We start from the raw sequence: 19,577 nt of genomic DNA, 5'->3' as shown, positions 1-19,577 counted from the left end.
TCCGAGCACGTGCACCGACGCACCGTCACCGGAGGACCCCATGACCCAGCCTGCCCAGCGGGACCTGAACGGCCGCACCATCGTCATGTCCGGCGGCAGCCGTGGCATCGGCCTCGCGATCCTGCTCGCGGCCGCCCGCCGCGGCGCCAACTCCGTCATCCTGGCCAAGACCGACCAGCCCGACCCGCGGCTGCCCGGCACCGTGCACACCGCGGTCGCCGAGATCGAGCAGGCCGGCGGGAGGGCCGTCGCCGTCGTCGGTGACGTGCGGGTCGAACAGGACGTGGACCGCGCCGTCGCGACCGCCGTCTCGACCTTCGGCGGCGTCGACATCGTCGTCAACAACGCCAGTGCGCTGAACATGAGCGGCACCGCCGACGTCACGCCCAAGCGCTACGACCTCGTGCAGTCGATCAACTCGCGCGGCACCTACCTGCTGACCCGGGCCGCGCTGGACCACCTAAAGGCCTCCGACGACGCGCAGGTCCTCACCCTGTCCCCGCCGATCAACCTCGACCCGAAGTGGCTCGGGGAGTTCCCGCCCTACATGCTCTCCAAGTACGGCATGTCGCTGCTGACCCTGGGCTGGGCGCACGAGTTCGCCGGCGACGGCATCCGGGCCAACTGCCTGTGGCCGCGCACCACCATCGCCACCGCGGCCGTGGTCAACCTGCTCGGCGGCGACGACGCCGGCAAGCGGGCCCGCACCCCGGAGATCATGGCCGACGCCGCAGTGGCCGTCCTGACCGACCCGGCCCGCCCCACCGGGCAGACCTTCCTCGACGACGAGGTGCTCGCCGCACACGGCGTCACCGACCTCGCCCCGTACGGCGACTCCGAGCACAACGACATCGACTTCTTCATCGAGGGCACCGACCCGGCCGACCTCCCGGCGCACTAGTGCTCCGACGGTGACCGGTTGACCCCATCGGGTGAGGCCCGGAACCGGCGGGACCGGGTGCGCGACCCCTCACGACGGCGCGGGCACCCGTCCGGCCACCCCGGACCGACGACGAGGAGCACCCGAGTGCGACACATCGCCACCTTCTGCGGCAGCTGCAACTGCGGATGCCCCGAGCTGTACGTCGACGACGCCGCCGCGCCGGAGAAGCGCATCGTGGTCACCGACGACTTCGGCCAGCGCGTGCAGATGAGCGTGGACCAGTTCGCCGACCTGGTCGCCTCGGCCCGCAACGGCCTGCTGGACGACCTCGTCGCGGGCTGAGGAGCTAGGCGGTCGCGGGGCCGTCGGGGACCTCCCCGGCGGCCCCGTCGTCGTTCCCGGGACGGTCATCGGCCCCGGCGAGGCGCCCCGCGAGGTCGATCAGCTCCTCGCGCAACGGCGCCGCCCGCTCGGCGAACCCGGCCTGGGCGCGGGCGTACTCGGCGCGCCCGGCGGGGGTCTCGATCGGCACCGGGTCGAACCCGTGGGCGGACAGGTCGTAGGGGGAGGCCCGCATGTCCAGCTCGCGCACGTCCGCGGCCAGGGCGAAGCAGTCGGCCACGACCTCCGACGGCACCGCCGGGGCGAGCTTGTAGGCCCACTTGTAGAGGTCCATCGTCGCGTGCAGACAGCCCGGCTGCTCCATCTCGACCTGTCGCTCCCGGGTCGGGACGAGCTCGTTGCGCGGGGCCGCGGCGTCGGTGAAGAACCGGTAGGCGTCGTAGTGGGTGCAGCTGATCCGTGCCGACTCGACGACGGCGTCGGTGCCCGCCCGCCCGAGGCGCAGCGGCACCGTGTCGCGGTGCCGGGCGTCGTCGGTGCGGTAGACCATCGCCCACTCGTGCAGGCCGAAGCAGCCCAGCCGGGGCGCCCGGGAGCGGGTCGCGGTGAGCAGCCGGTGCACGAACGCCGCCGTCGTCCGCAGCCGCGCCGGCGCCGCCGCGGGGTCGAACAGCACCGTGCCGTCGGGCCGGGTGACGTGGCCGGGGCGGTCGGCGAGCTCCGCGGCGTCGGCCAGCGCCACGCCGGGGCCCGGGTTCCAGCGCTCCAGCTGGGCGGGGCGGTGGGAGTAGTAGGTGAACAGGAAGTCCCACACCGGGTGCGGCTCGCCGCGCCGGCGTCGCTCGCGGTGCGGCACGGTCCACACCGCGACCCGCTCCCGGTGCGCCGCCGCCCGCGCCCGCCACGCGGCGCCGTCGAGGACGGGCACGGCGGTGGTGGGCGCGGACGGGGTCGGCACGGTGTCCGACGGTACGACCCGCCCGGGTCAGGCCGGGGTGCCGGGGGCGTGGGTGGCGTCGCGGACGCTGCCGACGAACGCCTCGGTGAGGTCCTCCATGGTGACCACGCCGACGGTGGTGTCGCGCTCGTCGACGGCGCGGGCCAGGTGTGCCCGGGCCGCCCGCAGCGTCGCCAGCGCCTCGTCCAGGCGGGCCGAGGCCGGGACCGAGGGCAGGCTGCGGACCCGCTGCGGCGGGATCGTCGCCGACTCGGAGTCGGCGAGGTCCAGCACGTCCTTGACGTGCAGGTACCCGGTGAGCCTGCCCTGGGCGCCGCGGATCGGGAAGCGGGAGTACCCGGTCCGCTCCACGGCCTCGGTGAGCGCGGAGACCGTCGTCGACCCGCCGGGGCCCGCGTCGAGGCAGACCAGGTCCTCCAGGGCCACGACGACGTCGGAGACGGTCGCCTCCGCGGAGGAGAGGGTCCGCTCGATCCGGGAGCTCTCGGAGTCGTCGAGCAGGCCCTCCCGGCGCGAGTCGCCCAGCATCTCGGCGAGCTCACCGGTGGTGAACGCGGTCTCCAGCTCGTCGCGCGGGGTCACCCCGACCAGGCGCAGGGTGCCGTTGGCCATCGCGTTGAACAGGTCGATGAACGGGCGGGTGACCCGGGTCCACACCAGGAACGGCGGGACCAGCAGGATCGCCGCGCGTTCGGGGCCCGCGATCGAGATGTTCTTCGGCACCATCTCGCCGAGCATCATGTGCGCGACGACCACGATCATCAGCGACACCGCGAACGCGACCGGGTAGGCGAACGCCTCCGGCACCCCGACGGCGGCCAGCGGCCCGTCGATGAGGTGCGCGACGGCGGGCTCGCCGAGCCGGCCGAGCAGCAGCGAGGCGATGGTGATGCCCAGCTGGGAGGCAGCGAGCATCCGGGACAGGTCGTGCGAGGCGTCGAGCACCCGCCGCGCCCCGGCGGACCCGTCGTCGGCCATGGCCTCCAGGCGGTCCTTGCGAGCCGAGATCAGCGCGAACTCCGCGGCGACGAAGAACGCGTTCACCCCGAGCAGGGCGACGGCGGCGAGCAGTGCGAGCAGGTCGTTCACGCCGGCACCGCCCCGGACGCGGCCGTGCGCTCGTCGGCGCCGCGGGTGACGCGGACCTCGGCGACCCGGTTGCGGTCGCGGCGCAGGACCTCGAGGGTCCACCCGTCGACCACGACGGTGTCCCCGACGTCGGGGATCCGGCCGAGGCGGGCCACGACGAGCCCGGCGAGGGTCTCGTACTCCCCGTGCGGCATCCGGAAGCCGGTGGCCTCGTCGACCTCGTCGTCGCGCATCAGCCCGGACAGTGCCCAGACCCCGTCGCCGAGGCGGCGCACCCGGTTCTGCTCGCCGCGGTCGTGCTCGTCGCGGACGTCGCCGACGATCTCCTCCACCAGGTCCTCCATGGTCACCAGGCCCGCGGTGCCGCCGTACTCGTCGACGACGACGGCGGTCTGCAGCCCGGCCGCCCGCAGCCGGGTCATGAGCTCGTCACCGTCCAGCGACGACGGCACGGTCTCGACCGGCCGGGCCAGGTCCCGCACGGCGGTCTCGGCGCGGCGGGCCGGCGGGACCGAGAACGCCTGCTTGACGTGCACCAGCCCCAGCGGGACGTCCGGGTCGCCGTCCACGACCGGGAACCGGGAGAACCCGGACCGGCGGGCCAGCGCCACCAGGTCGGTCACGGTGTCGGTGGCGTCGATGGTCTCCACCCGCACGCGCGGGGTCATCAGGTCCTCGGCGACGCGGTCGGTGAAGCGCAGCGAGCGCTCCAGCAGCACCGCGGTGCCCGGGTCGATGCTGCCGCTCTCGGCGCTGGCCCGGACCAGCGAGCTCAGCTCGCCGGGGGAGCGGGCCGAGCGCAGCTCCTCGGCGGGCTCGATCCCGAAGCGGCGCACGATGGCGTTGGCCGCGGTGTTCAGGCCGGTGATGAGCCAGCGGAACGCCGCGGCGAACCCGGCCTGCAGCCACACCACCGAGCGCGCCACCTCCATCGGGTGGGCGATCGCGAGGTTCTTCGGGACCAGCTCGCCGAACACCATCGACAGCACCGTCGCCAGGACCAGCGACAGCACGGTGGCAGTGCCCGAGGCGATCCCGGCGGGCAGCCCGACGGCCTCCAGCACCGGCCGGATCAGCTCGGCGACGGCGGGCTCGGCGATGTAGCCGGTGGCCAGGGTGGTGGCGGTGATGCCGAGCTGGCAGCCCGACAGCTGGAACGACAGGCCGGCGTGCGCCCGCTGCACCGAGCGGGTCCGCCGGTCGTCGCTGCGGGCGACGGCGGCGTCGATGCGGCTGCGCTCGAGCGCGGTGAGGGAGAACTCCGAGGCGACGGAGACGGCGGTTCCCAGGGTGAGCGCGACGACCGCGAGCAGCCCGAGACAGGAGAGCAGGACGGACACGGAGCTCAGGGCCTCCATCAGGGAGAAACGGTGCACGACGATACGGTCGCCGTGCCCGGCCCGCCCGACGGGAGCTGCGAGTGATCTCACGGCGTCCCGACGGTGATCCGGGCCGTGACCGGGGTCTAGGTTGGTCAGCCATGACCACGGCGACGTCGCCCTCCGCACCGCTCCCCGCGCCACCGGGTCCCCCGGACGGCCGCCGGGGGCCGGTGGCCGGGGCTCCGACCGCGGCGCAGCGGTGAGCGCCCCGCAGCCGACGCCCCCGTCGGAGCGCGCGACCCCCGCGGCCGCGGCGCCCCCGCAGTACGGCGGCCGGCGCAGTTCCGGGCTGGCCCGGGGCAGCGCCTCACCGTTCGTGGACTTCGACCGCCGCTCCTGGGCGCAGCTCGCGTCCTCGACCACGGTGCCGCTGTCGGCCCAGGAACTCGAGCAGCTGCGCAGCTACGGCGACTTCGTCGACCTCGACGAGGTCCGCGAGGTCTACCTGCCGCTGTCGCGGCTGCTCAACCTGCACGTCGAGGAGGGCGGGCGGCTCTACCGGGCCTACCGGCGCTTCCTCGGCTCGGGCGGGGCCCGCACCCCGTTCGTGATCGGGATCGCGGGCTCGGTCGCGGTCGGCAAGTCGACCACCGCGCGGCTGCTGCGCCTGCTGCTGGCCCGCTCCCCGGAGCACCCCGACGTGCAGCTGGTCACCACCGACGGGTTCCTCCACCCCAACGCCGAGCTGCAGGCCCGCGGGCTGATGGAGCGCAAGGGCTTCCCGGAGTCCTACGACCGCCGCAAGCTGCTGCGGTTCGTCTCCGAGATCAAGGGAGGCCGCCCCGAGGTGACCGCCCCGGTCTACTCGCACCTGGTCTACGACATCGTGCCCGACGAGCAGCTCGTGGTCCGCAGCCCCGACATCCTCATCGTCGAGGGCCTCAACGTGCTCCAGCCCGCGGTCGCGGGCGCGCTGACCGTGTCGGACTTCATCGACTTCTCGGTCTACGTCGACGCCGCCACCGCCGACGTCCGCCGCTGGTACGTGGAGCGGTTCCTGCGCCTGCGCGAGACCGCGTTCCGGGACCCGCAGTCGTTCTTCCGCCGCTACGCCGAGCTGGACCACGACGCGGCCGTCGCCCGGGCCGAGCACATCTGGGCGACGATCAACCAGCCCAACCTGGAGCAGAACGTGCTGCCCACCCGCTCACGGGCCAGCGCGGTGCTGACCAAGGGGCCGAACCACGACGTCACGCGGGTGCGGCTGCGCAAGCTCTGACCAGCGCCGGGACCAGGGCGTCGGCGGCCTCGCCTACCCGGGCCGCGGAGCAGGTCTCGTCGGTGACGTGCGCCAGCTCGGGGTCGCCGGGCCCGTACACCAGCACCGCCGGGTCCCCGAGCGCCGGGACGAGCACCGACGCGTCGGTGAAGTAGGACGCGAACGCCGCCGGCCCGCCGTACCCGAGCGCCGTCGCGGCCGCGGCCGCCCGCGGGTCGGCCGGGTCGGTCCCGACGGCGGGCAGGTCCAGGCGGACCTCGACGTCCGGGACGCCGCGGTGGGAGGTGGCGGCCAGCGCGGCGCGCGCGATCCCGGCCACCTCGTCGCGGGCGGTGGCGGCGTCGAGGCCGGGGACCAGGCGCAGGTCGACCTCCAGCTCGGCGCGGTCGGGCACCAGGTTGGGCTGCAGCCCGGCGTGCAGCGTCCCGGGGTTGGCCGTGGCGGCGCCGTGCGTCGCGCTGACGGGCCAGGTGTGGTCGTGCAGCGCCGCCGCGACCCGGCCGAGCGCGACGAGTGCGTTGTCGCCCAGCTCGGGGCGCGACCCGTGGGCGCCGACCCCGTGCTGCACCAGCCGCAGCCACAGCACGCCCTTGTGGCCGTGCAGCACCCGGTTGGCGGTCGGCTCGGCCACCACCAGCAGCGGTGACGGCTCCAGGCCGGCGAGCAGGCGGGCGCCGTCGCCGCCGGTCTCCTCGCCGAAGGTGAACACCAGCTGCAGCGGGGTGGCCGGGTCGCTGCGCAGCGCCGCGACGACGAGCGCCGCGACCCCGGCTTTCATGTCGGTGCTGCCGCGCCCACGCAGCCTCCCGTCGACGACGTCACCGGCATGCGGGTCGAACGACCAGCCCGCCGGGTCGGCGGGGACGGTGTCGAGGTGCCCGGTGAGGGTCACCGGCGGACGGCCGTCGCCGCGGCGCGCCACCAGGTTCGCCCGCGCCGGGTCGGCCGGGTCGGGCTCGGTGCGCACGGTGAAGCCGCCGTCGTCGAGCAGGCCGGCGAGCAGGTCGGCGGCCGCGCGCTCCCCGCCGCCCCGGGTGTCGAGGGCGATCAGCGAGCCGGCGAGGGCGACGGGGTCGGGGGTCTCCATCTCCCCGACCCTTCCACGACCCCGCCGCCTCCGAGGGCCGATGCCATTGCTCATCACTTCTTTGGCAGAATGGGGCGATGAGTGAGGGATCGGGCAGCGAGTCCGGCGGCTCCGGCGGCACCGTGGTGTCGAGCCGCTTCGAGACGAGCGACGACGAGGTGGCCTCCCGGCTGCGGCTGGCCGTGGGCCGGCTGAACCGCCGGATCCGCATCGACGGCTCCGAGTCGCTGCCGCCGCTGCAGCTGTCGACCCTGGTCACCGTCGAGCAGCACGGCCCGCTGCGCCTGTCGGAGCTGGCCCGCCGGGAGGGCGTGACCGCACCGACGATGTCCCGGGTGCTGTCCGCGCTGGACGACCAGGGCATGGTCGAGCGCGCCGCGGACCCGGGCGACGCCCGCGGCGTGCTCATCTCGATCTCCGCCGACGGGCTCGACCGGCTGCGCGAGGTCCGCAGCCAGCGCACCGCGCTGGTCGCCCGCCGGCTCGACCGGCTCGACGCCGCCCAGCGCGCCGCGCTGGAGGCCGCGCTGCCCGCGATCGAGGCCCTGATCGTCGCCGACGAGGACTGAGCGCTGCCGGGTCCCCTCAGGCCTCGGCGCCGTCGACGGTGACCACGACCCGGGAGCCGTCGTCCCGGCTACCGCCCGCGACGGACCGCAGCCCCGCTACCCGCGCCGACTCCGGCAGCGGGTCGGGGTAGTGCCAGAACACCTCGGCCAGCCGGGTCCCGCCGGGCAGGTCGGCGTGCTCGTAGTGCGCCTCGCCCTTGTAGGGGCAGCGGGTGCGCAGCCCGCTCGGCGTGGTCGGGACGGCGACGTCGGCGGCGGGCAGGTACCAGCGGTTCGGCAGCCCGGTCTCCGACAGCACCCACGGGTGCTCCGAGCGGGCCAGCACCGTCTCGACGCCGTCGGTCGCGACGTGGGTGACCACGACCTCGCGGTGGGTCGGGCGCACGTCGACCCGGGTGTAGGGGTCGGTCAGGTGGGCGAAGACCTGCTCGTCCTCGTCGTACCAGGCGTCGGCGGCGTTCCAGTACACCGCGGCGAGCCCGCGCAGCCAGGGTGCGGCCGCGACGGGCTCGGGGTAGTGCCAGACGGCGTTCTCGGCGACCCGGTCGCCCACGACGAGCGACCGGTAGGACGCGTCGCCCTTGAACGGGCAGTGCGTGGTGTGGCCGGTGGCGACCAGCACGTCCTGGTCGAGGTCGGTCTCGGGGACGTAGAGCACGGGCAGCAGGTTCGACTCGTGGACGAGGAACCCGCCGCGGGTGTCGAGCACGGTGCGCCCGGCGAACTCCGCCCGCACCCGCCTCGGGAACGGATGCATGAGCAGCTTGTGCGGCGGGCCGTCGATCGCGTAGTTCACCGTGGTCGGCGCGTACGGCGACAGCGGGCCGTCGGTGCGGGTCAGTCCCATGTGGCCTCACCTCGTGGGTGGTCGTGCGGGTCGGTACCCACACAACCACCCACGGGGAGAACCTGCCACGGGGCTACAGCGAGAGTTGCACGTCGTAGTCGCCGATCCAGGTGTTGAGGTCGATGATGCGTTCCAGCTGCATCCGGCGGCCCATCGAGTTGGCCTCGTGGCCACCGCCCTCGTCGAGCCGGCGCCGCACCGCCGCCCGGTCCACCAGCGGCGCGACGGGCGCGTCGTCGCCCTGCCCGACGATCTCGGCGACCTGGTCGCGCAGCGACTTCTCGTAGGAGTCGTCCTGGGTGGAGGGGTAGGGGCTCTTGACCCGCTGGACCACCGACTCGGGCAGCAGGTCCTTGGTGGCGTGGCGCAGCAGCGACTTCTCCCGCCCGTCGAAGTTCTTGTGCGCCCACGGTGTGCCGAAGACGTACTCGACGAGGCGGTGGTCGCAGAACGGGACCCGCACCTCGAGCCCGACGGCCATGCTCATCCGGTCCTTGCGGTCCAGCAGCACCGGCAGCCAGCGGGTCAGGTAGAGGTAGCAGATCTCGCGCATCCGGCGCTCGTGCGGGTCGTCGGCGGCCGGGCCGGTCAGCTCCGGCACCTCGGCGAGCGCGGCCCGGTACTGGTCGTCGAGGTAGCCGGGGACGTCGAGCTTGTCCCACAGGGCCCGGTCGAACAGCCCGGGGTCGGACTGGTCGGCGTTCATCATCCGCCCGGCCAGCCAGGGGAAGGTGTCCGCGGCGACGGTCTCCGGGTCGTGGAAGTCGCGGTACCCGCCGAACACCTCGTCGGCGGACTCCCCGGACAGCGCGACCGTCGACTCCGTGCGGATCGCGGAGAACAGCAGGTACAGCGACGAGTCCATGTCGCCGATGCCGGCGGGCAGGTCGCGGGCGTGCACCGTGGCCCGGCGCACGGCCGGGTCCATCATGTCCTCGGTGCGCAGCACGATGTCGCGGTGCGAGGTCCCGACGTACTCGGCGACCTCGTGCACGTAAGGGGAGTCGGGGGTGCCGCGGGCGTCGTCGGCGACGAAGTTGTCGGCGTAGCCGACGAAGTCCACCGCGAAGGACCGCACGGTGCCGTCGACGTGCTTCGCGGCCAGCGCGGTGAGCGCCGAGGAGTCCAGCCCGCCCGAGAGCAGGGTGCACAGCGGGACGTCGGCGTAGAGCTGGCGCAGCGCGGTGTCCTCGAGCAGCTCGCGGACGTGGTGCACGGTGGTGTCGACGTCGTCGGTGTGCCCGGTGTCGGTGAGCTGCCAGTAGCACTCCTCGCGGACGCCGCCGTCCCGCGAGACCCGCACGACGCAGCCGGGCGGGACCTCGCGCATGCCGCGGAACACCGCGTTGGACATGTCGGAGACGAACGCCAGCGCCCGGCGCAGCCCCTCGGCGTCGACGACCCGCTCGGCCTCGGGGTTGGCCAGGATCGCCTTGGGCTCGGAGCCGAACAGCACCCCGTGCGGGGTGGGGTAGTAGTACAGCGGCTTGATGCCCAGGCGGTCACGCACCAGCACCAGCTCGTTCGTGCCGGAGTCCCACAGGGCGTAGGCGAACATGCCGTTGAGCCGGCGGGCGACCTCCCGTGGGTCCTTCGCACCCCACTCGCGGTGCGCCCGCAGCACGACCTCGGTGTCGCTGGAGGTCCGGAACCGGTGCCCGGCGGCGGCGAGCTGCTCGCGCAGCTCGCGGAAGTTGTAGGTCTCGCCGGAGTAGACCATGTGCAGGGCGGGGGCCCCGCCCTCGTCGAGGGTCATCGGCTGGCGGCCGCCCTCGATGTCGATGACCGCGAGCCTGCGGTGGCACAGCGCCGCGGGACCCTGGGCCCACACGCCCTGCTGGTCCGGTCCGCGGCAGGACATCGTCTCGTTCATCGCCGCGAGGGTGCGGGCGTGCTCGTCCGCCCCCAGGTCGTGTCGGTAGTCGATCCAGCCGCAGATTCCGCACACGGTTGAGCGCCTCCTCGATCTCGTGGCCCGGGCCGCGCCGCCCGGTAAGATCGATTGCAACGCTAATGATTGCGAGCCGCAACACGTGGGTAACACGACGTGGCCGCTCCGTCCGGTGATGGGCGGTTCGTCCAGCGCTTTCGACGAGGGGCGTCGCTGATCACACCCGTTCGGCGCAGCATCATTGCGTGAAGGCGCACGAACCTTTCGATCCGCTTACGTGATTGCGATCGTCAATGTTGCAGTCCGCAACGTGTGTAGCATGCGAATCATGACGGAACGTCCGATTGGCCCGATTGACGACGACGCAACCGTGGCGACCGGCGGTCTCGCCACGGCGACCCAGGACCCGCTGCACTCGCTGGAGAAGCAGATCACGCTGCTGGTCCGCCGCACCATGGAGTCGGTGTGGTCCCACGGCTACGGCGCGAACGACGCCGTGGACCGCTACACCTACCCGGTCCTCATGCTGCTCGACGACGAGGGCGCCCTCTCGCTCACCGCGCTGACCGGCAAGCTGGGCGTCTCCAAGCCCACCGCCAGCCGCCAGGTCTCGCGCCTGTCGCGGGCCGGCCTGGTCGACGTGTCCCCGCACGAGCGCGACCCCCGCTCGGTCAGCGTCACCCTGACCCCGGCCGGCCTCGCCGCCCGGGAGCAGGTCCGCGAGGCCCGCCTGGCGCCGCTGCGCGAGGTCATCGCGCACTGGCCGACCCACGACCGCGACTCCCTGGCCGAGCTGCTCGACCGGTTCAACACCGACCTGGACCTCTTCGTGCGCTGACCCCGCTGCACCCGCCCGCGCGCGCCCCCGTGCACCCGCTGCTCCGCCGGGCCCCACCCGGGTGATGCGATAGTGGGCAGTCCGGGTGGCCGCACCCGGAGCGAGTTCGGGGGTGAGGACGGGCGTGGACGCGCTGGTGGCGCTCGTCGCCGGGGTTCTGGAGGGCATCCGCGGGCTCGGTGTGCCGGACGTGTGCCCGGGGGACTGGGCCTGGTCGGTCACCGCGCTCGGCGTGCTGACGGGGCTGCTGCCCACCGCGGGTGCGGCGCTGGTCGCGCTGCTGCGCCGGGGGATCGGCTCCGGGTCCTCGTCGGGCTACGGCTCGGCCGAGTCCGTGCTGCTGGCCGGGATCGGAGTGCTGTCGGCGGGCCTGCTCCCGCTGGCGGTGTTCGTCGGGGCGGGCGGGGTGTTCAGCCGTGCCACCGCCGGCGTGCCGGCCGTCCCCGGGCTGAGCCCGTCGGCCACCTCGTCGATCCGGGTCGAGACCTGCAGCGTCGTCGGGACCCAGAGCAGCTACCTGGGTCGCGGCACCGTGGCCGGGTCCATCGGCGGGGACGTCGTCACCTCGGTCACCTCCGTCGCCCTGCTCGGCGTCGTGCCGCTGCTCGCGACCGTGCTCGTCGCGGTCCAGGCGCGCACCGCGCTGCGTCGCGGGCCCCGCTGGCCCGCCAAGTTCTTCTGGCTCCCGCTGTTCGCGCTGATCGTGCTCACCGGCGGGGTCCCCGCGGGCACCGCCGAGCACCTGTGGGTCGGCATCCTCGCCGCGAGCCTGGCCGGGGTGCTGATCGTCCCGCTGTTCCCCGCACCGTCGCGGGCGACGGTCGAGCGGATCCGCGCCGGGCGCGACGCGCCGCCGCGCCGCGCCGAGCCACCCGCCGCGGGACGCACCGGCACCGGGTCGTCGCGGGCCGGGCGCGGTGGCGGCGACGGGCTCGCCCCGCAGTCCGGCGCCGCCGCGACGCCCAGCGTCGCCGAGCGGCTCGCCCAGCGCTTCTCCGCCCGCGAGACCCCGGGCACCGCCGGGACGAACGGCACCCGCGGGCCGTCCTCGGTCGAGCAGTCCGCGCCCTACGCCGGGTTCGCCGCCGCGCCCCGTCCGCCGTCCGGGTACGGCGCGCTGCCGCCCGCCGGGTACGCCCCCGGCCCGGCCGGGCGCCCGCCCGCCGGACCGCCGCCGTTCACCGGCCCGGCCGCGCACCCCGCCGCGGGTCCACTGCGCGGCCCGGTGCCGGGAGCGGCCCGCGGCCCGGCCTCCGGTGCGGGACGGCCCCCGGCGGGGCCGCCGCGCCGGCCCACGCTCGTCGCACCCGTGGCGGGCGGTCCGCCGCGGGCGCCCCGGTTCCGGCTGATGCGCCGCCTCGGCGCCGGTGGTTTCGGCGGGGTCTGGCTGGCCCACGACGCCAAGCTCGGCCACACCGTCGCGGTCAAGTCCGCGCACGCCGCGGACCCGGAGACCGAGGAGCGCATCCGCCGGGAGGCCGCCGCGCTCGGCGCGCTGCGCCACCCCTGCTGCGTGCAGATCCACGACCTGCTGCACGCCTCGTCCGACCCGGGCCTGCAGGGCATGGACGGGCTGGTCATCGTCATGCAGTACGTCGACGGCATGTCCCTGGGCCAGCTCGTCGGCGAGCAGGGCCCGGTGGACGACATCTCCGCGGCCCGCATCTGGACCGGCATCGCCGGCGCCCTGCACACCGCGCACCGTGCCGGGGTGCTGCACCGCGACATCAAGCCCGGCAACATCGTCGTCGACCCGCAGGGGCACCCGCACCTGATCGACTTCGGGATCGCGCGCAAGCAGGGCGACTCCACGCTGACCCAGACCGGCTACGTCCTGGGCACGCCGGACTACCTGGCGCCGGAGGCCGCGGCCGGGAAGCCCGCCTCGCCCGCCTCCGACGCCTGGCAGCTCGCGGCGGCGGTGTCGTTCGCGCTGAGCGGGCACCCGCCGCGCGGGGAGTCCGCCGACGCCGTCGCCGGGCTGCGGGCGGCCGCGGCGGGGGCGAAGCTGACCCACCTGCCGAGCCGGACCGCGCACCTGGCGCTGCTCAAGCAGGCGATGCGCACCGAGCCGCACCGGCGCCCGGACCTGCCCACGGTGCAGGGCAAGCTCGACGGCTGGCTGCGCCGCCACGGGCACCGCGCCGACGGCCCGGTCACCGCGATGCTGGAGTACCGCCGGGGCTGAGGGCCCGGTCCGCCCACGGCGCTGCGCAGGGCCGTGGGCGGACCGCTCAGAGCCAGGCCTGGACGAACAGCCGCAGGGCCAGGCCGAGGCCCGCGACCGCGATGCCGATCCGGACCAGGCGGGCCGGGAGACGCCGGGCCACGACCGGGCCGAGCCGGCCGCCGATGAGCAGGCCCAGGGCCAGTGCGGGCACCGCGGCCCACGCGACGTCGCCGAGGACCGCGAAGCCGACCGCGGCGACGGCGTTCGCCGCCCAGGTCAGCACGTTCTTCAGCGCGTTGGCCCGCAGCAGGGTCGCGCCCGGCAGCGACAGCGTGAGCGCCAGCATCATCACCCCGGCCGCGGCGCCGAAGTACCCGGCGTAGACGGCGACGCCGAACACCCCCACCGCGACGCCCGGCCCGGGCGGTCGCGGTTCGGCCGCGGGCCGGGGCGGGCGCAGGAGCAGCAGTGCCGCGACCGCGACGAGGAACGGTACGATCCGCTCGAAGCCACCGGCCGGGGTGAGCAGCAGCAGCCCGGCCCCGGCCGCGCCGCCGAGCAGCGCCGGGCCGATCCAGCGGCGCAGCTGCGGCCCGGCGCCGCGCAGCTCCGGGCGGGACCCGGCGACCGCGCCCGCCCCCTGGAACAGCATGCAGACGGTGTTGGTGATGTTCGCCGTCGTCGCGGGGAGCCCGACGGCCAGCAGCGCGGGGTAGGAGAACAACGACGCGAGGCCGGCGACGGCGCCGATCAGGCCGGCCGCGATGCCGGCACCGAACAGCGTGAGCAGCTGCCACGGGGTCACGGACGGTGCATCTCGTTGTCGATGCACAGGACCCTACCCGCCGCCCGGTGAGGGGCACGACCACGTCACAATGGCGCCGATCGGCGCAGCGACCTGCGTCGGAACGGGGGTCACGGTGGTGGGGCCGCGCGAGGCCGGGGTGGGTGCCGCCCTGCTGCTCCTGCTCGCGGGCTGCGGCACCGCGGGCCCCGACGTCGCTGCCCCCCCGCCCGCCCGTCCCGGCCCTCACGGCCGCGACGACCCCGCCCCCGGCGACCACCCCGTCCGCCCCGGCCGACGACGGCGGCCCGGCCGGTCCGTGCACCGGCGACACCCTCGACGTGTCCGCCACCGCACCACGCACCGACGGGCCGGCCGCCGTCGCCGACCTGGTGTTCCGCAACACCGGCAGCGCCCCCTGCATGCTCGACGGCTACCCCGGGGTCGCGTTCGTGGCGGGCAACGAGGGGACCCGCGTCGGGCCGCGGGCCGCGATCGACGGGCCCCGGGCGCGGGTGCGGCTGGCGCCGGGGGCCGCGGCGACGGCGCCCCTGCGGGTTCGGGCGACCACGTCGTACCCGGAGGCGGACTGCGTCCCGGAGCAGGCGCGCGGGCTGCGGGTCGCCCCGCCCGGTGGCAGCGGCGGGACCTTCGTGCCGCGCCCCGGCCCGGTGTGCTCCGCCGACCCGGCGCCGCCGCAGGCCACGGTGGGGTCGGTCGCCGCCCGGTAGCGATCGGCGGGGAGCCCGGTCAGGCGGGGTCGGTGGTGTGCAGGGCGAACCACAGCTCGGCGCGGACGCCGGGGGAGTCGAGGTCGCGCTCCAGCAGCGCGGCGGCCCGGGTGATGCGGGCCCGCAGGGTGTGGCGGTGCACCCCGAGCCGGGACGCGGCCGGGTCCCACTGCCCGTGGTGGGCCAGCCACTCCCGCAGGGAGGCGACCAGGTCGCCGCGCCGCTCGGTGTCGTGGCGGACGAGCGGGGCCAGCACGGCGTCGGCGAAGGCGGTGGCGTCCTCGGGGCGCACCAGCGACGCGAGCCCGCTGCCCGCGAGGTCGGCGAAGCGCAGCACCGCCCGGTCGCGGCGTTCGGCGGCGTCGAGCGCCCGGCCCGCCTCGCGCAGTGCGCGGCCCAGCTCACCGACCGGGGCCGGCGTCGACACCCCGGCCCGCACCCCGCGCACCCGTCCGGCGACCTCCAGCACCGCGGGCACCGAGCCGGCGCCGACGAGCGCGGCCACCTGCCCGTCGAGCTCGGCGTGGAAGGCGACCCCGGGGGCCCGTTCCAGGGCGTCGAGCAGGACGGCCGGCGGCGCACCGGTGGCCCGCCCGCCGAGCGCGACCGCGACCAGGTCCCCGCCGGGCAACGGGCCCCAGGTCTCGGCGAGCACGTCCTCGGCGCCGCATCCCGGCAGCGAGGCCAGCGCCCGCAGCACCGCGGTCCGCACCCGGCGCTCGGCCCGCCCGGCCGCGGCGCTGCGCGCGTGGGCCAGGGTCAGCACCGACACCGCCGAGCCGATGAGCTGCCGGTCGACCGGGGTGAAGCGCCGGTCCCGCCCGACGACGAGCACCGCGGGCCCGATCAGGCGCACCGGCTGCAGCACGACCTGCCCGTCCCCGACGGCGACGGTGACGCTGGACGGCCCGGGGTGGTCCCGCACCCGGTCGATCTCGGCGCGGAGCAGGACCGCGCGCCGGGCCGCCCCGGCGGGCGCGGACCGGCGGACCCGGCCGTCGGCCCCGGAGATCAGCGCCCAGGCGCCGAGGCGGTCGGTGAGCCGGTCCAGCACCCGGGCAGTGCCGGTGTCGGGGTCGTCCTCGCCCAGGGCGGCGGCGGTGAGCGCCCGCTGCGCCTCGTCGGTGCGGACGACCTCGGCGTAGCGGTCGGCGGCGCGGGCCTCGGCGACGGCCTTGGTCAGCGCCAGGAACGGGGTGCGCTCGGGGATCTCCAGCAGCGCCAGCCCGGCCCGCGCGCACGCCTCGCGCAGCGCGGGGAGCAGGTCGTCGTGTCCCAGACCGCAGCCGAACCCGAGCCCGGCGAGGCCGTGCGCGACGAGCCGGTCCACGTAGCCGGCCGGGTCGGGCGCCGGTCCGAGCCCGGTGGTCAGCAGCAGCTCGTCGCCGTCGAGATAGGGCGTCGGATCGGACAGTTCGCTCGAATGCACCCACGTGAGCGGTCGATCCTGATCCGCGGACGGACACGCGAGCCGCAGTCCGAGACTGCGGCTCGCACACAGCGTGCGCAGCGTCAGCGCCATCTGGCCCCCTGCCGGATCGGCGTGTACCGGACATCGAACTGGACAGTGCGGACACTACCGCGCCGGCGTGTTCCGGATCACGCTGTCCGGCACGGACCGCAGTCGTCGTCAGAAGGAGCGTTGTGACCGCCACGCAGGAGACCGGTACCGCTGCGGCACCGTGGGTGGGAACCCGCATGCAGCGCAAGGAGGACCAGGCGCTGCTCACCGGCCGGGCCACCTGGACCGACGACATCGCCCCGCCCGGCACCCTGCACATGGTCGTCGTGCGCAGCCCGCTGCCGCACGCCCGGATCGTCGCGGTCGACACCGCCGCCGCGGCCGCCGTCCCGGGGGTCCGCGCGGTGCTCACCGCCGCCGACGTCGACGACGAGTTCCTCGCCGGCATCCCGTGCGGCTGGCCGGTCACCGAGGACATCCGCATCCCCGACCACCGCCCGCTCGCCCGCGACGAGGTCAACCACGTCGGCGACGGCGTCGCGGTCGTCCTCGCCACCAGCGCCGCGGCCGCCCGCGACGGCGCCGACCTCGTCGACGTCGAGTACGCCGAGCTGCCCGCCGTGGTCGACATGGCCGACGCCCTCGCCGACGGCGCCCCGGTCGTGCACGAGGAGATGGGCACCAACCACTGCTACACCTGGCCGCTGGCCACCGGCGACGTGGACACCGCCTTCGCCGAGGCCGAGGTCGTCGTGTCCGGGCGCTACCTGCAGCAGCGGGTCGTCCCCTCGCCGATGGAGCCGCGCGCGGTGGTGTGCGTGCCGGACCCGGTCGGCGCCGGGTTCACCGTCTACACCGCCACCCAGGTACCGCACTTCGTGCGCGACATCCTCGCCGCGGTCACCGGCATCCCGGACACCCGTATCCGGGTCGTCGCCCCGGACGTCGGCGGCGGGTTCGGCGCGAAGCTGAACGTCTACGCCGAGGAGTTCCTCGCCCTCGTCCTGGCCCGCCGGCTGAGGGCCCCGGTGAAGTGGACCGAGACCCGCTCGGAGCACCACCAGGCCACCACGCACGGCCGCGGCCAGATCCAGGACGTCTCCGTCGCCGCCACCCGCGACGGGAAGATCGTCGGGATGAAGGTGGAGCTGCTCGCCGACATGGGCGCCTACCTGCAGCTGCTCACCCCGGGCATCGCCGTGTTCGGCGCGTTCACCTTCTGCGGGCTCTACGACTTCGGGCACTACTCGTTCACCGCGAAGGGCGTGTTCACCAACCTCACCCCGACCGACGCCTACCGCGGCGCCGGTCGCTCCGAGGCCGCCTACGGCCACGAGCGGATCATGGACGACCTGGCCCGCGAGCTCGGCTTGGACGCCGCCGAGGTACGGCTGCGCAACCTGCACCCCAAGTTCCTCGAGCCGCGCACCGTCCCGTCCGGGGTGCAGTACGACTCCGGGGACTACGAGACCTGCATGCGCCGGGCGATGGAGCTGGTCGGCTACGACGAGCTGCGCGCCGAGCAGGCCCGCCGCCGTTCCTCCTCGGACCCGGTGCAGATCGGGATCGGGTTCGGCAACTTCACCGAGTCCGGCGGGCTGTCGCCGTCGAAGGTCGCGGCGGGGGTCCGGCTGCAGTCCGGCGGCTGGGAGCAGGCCACCGTGCGCATGACGACCAGCGGCAAGGTCGAGGTCGTCACCGGCACCTCCCCACACGGGCAGGGCCACGAGACCGCCTGGTCGCAGATCGTCGCCGACCGCCTCGGTGTGCATCCCGACGACGTCGAGGTCCTGCACGGCGACACCCTCGTCGCGCCGTTCGGGCGCGACACCTACGGCTCGCGCAGCCTCGCCGTCGGCGGCACCGCGGTGCACCTGGCCGCGGGCAAGGTGCTGGACAAGGCGATGCAGATCGCCGCACACCTGCTGGAGGCCGACGAGAAGGACCTGGAGTTCACCGGCGGCCGGTTCTCGGTGGCGGGGACGGCCGGGCCGTCGGTGACCATCCAGGAGGTGGCGGGCGCGGCGTCGCTGGCGAACGACCTGCCCGAGGGCATGGAGCCCAACCTGACCGCGGACTCGGCGTTCGACCCGCCGAACTTCACCTGGCCGTTCGGCACGCACGTGTGCGTCACCGAGGTCGACACCGAGACCGGGTTCACCCGGATCCGCCGCTACGTCGCCGTCGACGACTGCGGGGTCGTGGTGAACCCGACGATCGTCGAGGGGCAGCTGCACGGCGGCATCGCCCAGGGCATCGGGCAGGCCCTCTACGAGCACGCCACCTTCGACGAGGCCGGCAACCCGACGGCGGGCAACCTGGCGTCCTACGCCGTGCCCGCCGCGACCGACCTGCCGCACTTCGAGCTCGAGCAGCTGGTCACGCCGTCGCCGACGAACCCGATGGGGGTCAAGGGGATCGGCGAGTCCGGCGCGATCGGCTCCTCGCCCGCCGTGGTGAACGCGGTGATCGACGCCGTCGCCCACCTCGGTGTGACCCATGTGGACATGCCCGCGACGCCACAGGCGGTCTGGCGGGCGATCAACGCCGCGTCCGGCCAGACTGCCTGAACCCACCGGGAGGGAGACCGGACATGGTGGACATCAACTGTGACATGGGCGAGTCGTACTCGATCTACCACTGCGGCGACGACGAGGGCCTGATGCCCTGGGTGACCGTCGCGAACGTGGCGTGCGGCTTCCACGCCTCCGACCCGCGGGTCATGGCCCGCACCGTGGCGCTGGCCCAACGGCACGGGGTGAAGGTCGGGGCGCACCCGTCGCTGCCCGACCGGGAGGGCTTCGGGCGCCGCGAGATGAGGCTCGACCGCGAGGAGCTGACCGCGGGCGTCGTCTACCAGATCGGGGCGCTGGCCGGGTTCCTGCGCGCCCGCGACATGGAGCTCAACCACGTCAAGGTGCACGGCTCGCTCTACGGCATGTCGGCCCGGGACCCGGAGGTGGCCGCCGCGATCGCCGACGCCGCCGACGTCTTCGGCGCCCCGCTGGTCGGCATGGTCGGCACCGTCCACGAGCAGGTGTGGGGTGACCGGCCCGCGGGGTTCGTCGCCGAGTACTACGCCGACCTGGACTACCGCGACGACGGGTCGCTGATCATCACGCGTGAGCACGAGGCGTTCGATCCGGTGCGGTCCGCGGAACGCGCCCTGCGCGCGGTCACCGAGGGGAAGGCGACCTCGGAGAACGGCAAGGAGCTCACCGTGCGCGCCGACTCGGTCTGCGTGCACTCCGACACCCCGAACGCCGTCGAGCTCGCCCGTGCCGTGCACGACGCGCTGAAGCCCCACCTGAGCAGCTGAGAAGGA

At 75.0% G+C, this 19,577-nt stretch carries 17 protein-coding genes; 9 read left to right on the top strand and 8 right to left on the bottom strand.

The genetic code is table 11. From position 1 onward, the window contains the following. Positions 1 to 40 precede the first annotated feature (40 nt). Both ATL51_RS04630 and ATL51_RS04625 read left to right on the top strand, forming a co-directional pair. Entirely contained in the window at positions 41 to 901 is an 861-nt protein-coding gene (locus tag ATL51_RS04630) for an SDR family oxidoreductase (protein WP_100877769.1), read from the top strand. 126 nt (positions 902 to 1,027) lie between these two features. After that, entirely contained in the window at positions 1,028 to 1,225 is a 198-nt protein-coding gene (locus ATL51_RS04625) for a hypothetical protein (protein WP_100877768.1), read from the top strand. A 4-nt stretch (positions 1,226 to 1,229) separates the two neighbouring features. Here ATL51_RS04625 and ATL51_RS04620 read toward each other — a convergent pair whose 3' ends face one another. The 3 genes from ATL51_RS04620 to ATL51_RS04610 are packed head-to-tail and all read right to left on the bottom strand — an operon-like array spanning position 1,230 to position 4,630. Beyond that, complete coding sequence (locus ATL51_RS04620) at positions 1,230 to 2,183, bottom strand: 3-methyladenine DNA glycosylase (protein WP_376772484.1); 954 nt, start codon at positions 2,181 to 2,183, stop codon at positions 1,230 to 1,232. A gap of 27 nt (positions 2,184 to 2,210) precedes the next feature. Continuing rightward, complete coding sequence (locus ATL51_RS04615; protein WP_073574885.1) at positions 2,211 to 3,272, bottom strand: hemolysin family protein; 1,062 nt, start codon at positions 3,270 to 3,272, stop codon at positions 2,211 to 2,213. Continuing rightward, the gene (locus ATL51_RS04610) at positions 3,269 to 4,630 is read right to left on the bottom strand and encodes a hemolysin family protein (protein ID WP_174565866.1); all 1,362 of its coding nucleotides are present in this window, start codon (positions 4,628 to 4,630) and stop codon (positions 3,269 to 3,271) included. The genes ATL51_RS04615 and ATL51_RS04610 overlap by 4 nt, the downstream gene beginning before the upstream one ends. Before the next feature lie 313 nt (positions 4,631 to 4,943). On the opposite strand from ATL51_RS04610, the gene coaA reads away from it, so the two are divergent. Beyond that, on the top strand, positions 4,944 to 5,873 hold the full coding sequence (coaA, locus tag ATL51_RS04605) for a type I pantothenate kinase (protein WP_100880479.1): 930 nt from the start codon (positions 4,944 to 4,946) through the stop codon (positions 5,871 to 5,873). Here the strand turns inward: coaA and ATL51_RS04600 are convergent. After that, positions 5,845 to 6,960: a M20/M25/M40 family metallo-hydrolase gene (locus ATL51_RS04600; protein WP_100877767.1), complete on the bottom strand. Its 1,116-nt coding sequence runs from the start codon at positions 6,958 to 6,960 to the stop codon at positions 5,845 to 5,847. The genes coaA and ATL51_RS04600 overlap by 29 nt on opposite strands. Positions 6,961 to 7,037: 77 nt before the next feature. Between ATL51_RS04600 and ATL51_RS04595 the strand changes: the two genes are divergently transcribed. Then, positions 7,038 to 7,529 (top strand): MarR family winged helix-turn-helix transcriptional regulator, encoded by a 492-nt coding sequence (locus tag ATL51_RS04595; protein ID WP_100877766.1) that lies wholly within the window; start codon positions 7,038 to 7,040, stop codon positions 7,527 to 7,529. Positions 7,530 to 7,545: 16 nt separating this feature from the next. On the opposite strand, the gene ATL51_RS04590 is transcribed toward ATL51_RS04595, so the two are convergent. Next, the gene (locus ATL51_RS04590) at positions 7,546 to 8,376 is read right to left on the bottom strand and encodes a DUF427 domain-containing protein (RefSeq protein WP_100877765.1); all 831 of its coding nucleotides are present in this window, start codon (positions 8,374 to 8,376) and stop codon (positions 7,546 to 7,548) included. Between the two features lie 73 nt (positions 8,377 to 8,449). Then, complete coding sequence (asnB, locus tag ATL51_RS04585) at positions 8,450 to 10,324, bottom strand: asparagine synthase (glutamine-hydrolyzing) (RefSeq protein WP_100877764.1); 1,875 nt, start codon at positions 10,322 to 10,324, stop codon at positions 8,450 to 8,452. Positions 10,325 to 10,595: 271 nt separating this feature from the next. Here asnB and ATL51_RS04580 point away from each other — a divergent pair, with 271 nt between their 5' ends. Both ATL51_RS04580 and ATL51_RS04575 read left to right on the top strand, forming a co-directional pair. Beyond that, entirely contained in the window at positions 10,596 to 11,105 is a 510-nt protein-coding gene (locus ATL51_RS04580; RefSeq protein ID WP_157818225.1) for a MarR family winged helix-turn-helix transcriptional regulator, read from the top strand. A 124-nt stretch (positions 11,106 to 11,229) separates the two neighbouring features. Then, a complete protein-coding gene (locus ATL51_RS04575; protein WP_100877762.1) occupies positions 11,230 to 13,293 on the top strand; it encodes a serine/threonine protein kinase in 2,064 nt (687 codons plus the stop codon). Positions 13,294 to 13,339: 46 nt separating this feature from the next. Here ATL51_RS04575 and ATL51_RS04570 read toward each other — a convergent pair whose 3' ends face one another. Continuing rightward, on the bottom strand, positions 13,340 to 14,080 hold the full coding sequence (locus ATL51_RS04570; protein WP_073574879.1) for a sulfite exporter TauE/SafE family protein: 741 nt from the start codon (positions 14,078 to 14,080) through the stop codon (positions 13,340 to 13,342). Positions 14,081 to 14,085: 5 nt separating this feature from the next. Between ATL51_RS04570 and ATL51_RS04565 the strand changes: the two genes are divergently transcribed. Next, positions 14,086 to 14,790, top strand: a complete 705-nt coding sequence (locus tag ATL51_RS04565) for a DUF4232 domain-containing protein (protein ID WP_322789653.1) — start codon at positions 14,086 to 14,088, stop codon at positions 14,788 to 14,790. Between the two features lie 19 nt (positions 14,791 to 14,809). Here ATL51_RS04565 and ATL51_RS04560 read toward each other — a convergent pair whose 3' ends face one another. Next, positions 14,810 to 16,312 carry a PucR family transcriptional regulator gene (locus tag ATL51_RS04560; protein ID WP_100877760.1) on the bottom strand — a complete coding sequence of 501 codons (1,503 nt, stop codon included), beginning with the start codon at positions 16,310 to 16,312 and terminating at the stop codon, positions 14,810 to 14,812. 122 nt (positions 16,313 to 16,434) lie between these two features. On the opposite strand from ATL51_RS04560, the gene ATL51_RS04555 reads away from it, so the two are divergent. Beyond that, complete coding sequence (locus tag ATL51_RS04555) at positions 16,435 to 18,822, top strand: xanthine dehydrogenase family protein molybdopterin-binding subunit (protein ID WP_301548891.1); 2,388 nt, start codon at positions 16,435 to 16,437, stop codon at positions 18,820 to 18,822. A 23-nt stretch (positions 18,823 to 18,845) separates the two neighbouring features. Next, positions 18,846 to 19,571: a 5-oxoprolinase subunit PxpA gene (gene pxpA / locus ATL51_RS04550; RefSeq protein ID WP_100877759.1), complete on the top strand. Its 726-nt coding sequence runs from the start codon at positions 18,846 to 18,848 to the stop codon at positions 19,569 to 19,571. Positions 19,572 to 19,577: the final 6 nt, after the last annotated feature.

It is taken from the genome of Pseudonocardia alni (assembly GCF_002813375.1).
GTDB classification, from domain to species: Bacteria; Actinomycetota; Actinomycetes; order Mycobacteriales; family Pseudonocardiaceae; genus Pseudonocardia; species Pseudonocardia alni.
Note: the sequence above shows the minus strand (reverse complement) of the source record. Positions and strands in the feature narration are given on the sequence as shown.

Excerpts from the sequence above, each read along its gene's own strand:
- ATL51_RS04580 (WP_157818225.1), top strand. The coding sequence starts at position 10,596 with ATGACGGAACGTCCGATTGGCCCGATTGACGACGACGCAACCGTGGCG.
- ATL51_RS04610 (WP_174565866.1), bottom strand. The coding sequence starts at position 4,630 with ATGGAGGCCCTGAGCTCCGTGTCCGTCCTGCTCTCCTGTCTCGGGCTG.
- pxpA (WP_100877759.1), top strand. The coding sequence starts at position 18,846 with ATGGTGGACATCAACTGTGACATGGGCGAGTCGTACTCGATCTACCAC.
- ATL51_RS04600 (WP_100877767.1), bottom strand. The coding sequence starts at position 6,960 with ATGGAGACCCCCGACCCCGTCGCCCTCGCCGGCTCGCTGATCGCCCTC.
- ATL51_RS04590 (WP_100877765.1), bottom strand. The coding sequence starts at position 8,376 with ATGGGACTGACCCGCACCGACGGCCCGCTGTCGCCGTACGCGCCGACC.
- ATL51_RS04595 (WP_100877766.1), top strand. The coding sequence starts at position 7,038 with ATGAGTGAGGGATCGGGCAGCGAGTCCGGCGGCTCCGGCGGCACCGTG.
- ATL51_RS04630 (WP_100877769.1), top strand. The coding sequence starts at position 41 with ATGACCCAGCCTGCCCAGCGGGACCTGAACGGCCGCACCATCGTCATG.
- ATL51_RS04560 (WP_100877760.1), bottom strand. The coding sequence starts at position 16,312 with ATGGCGCTGACGCTGCGCACGCTGTGTGCGAGCCGCAGTCTCGGACTG.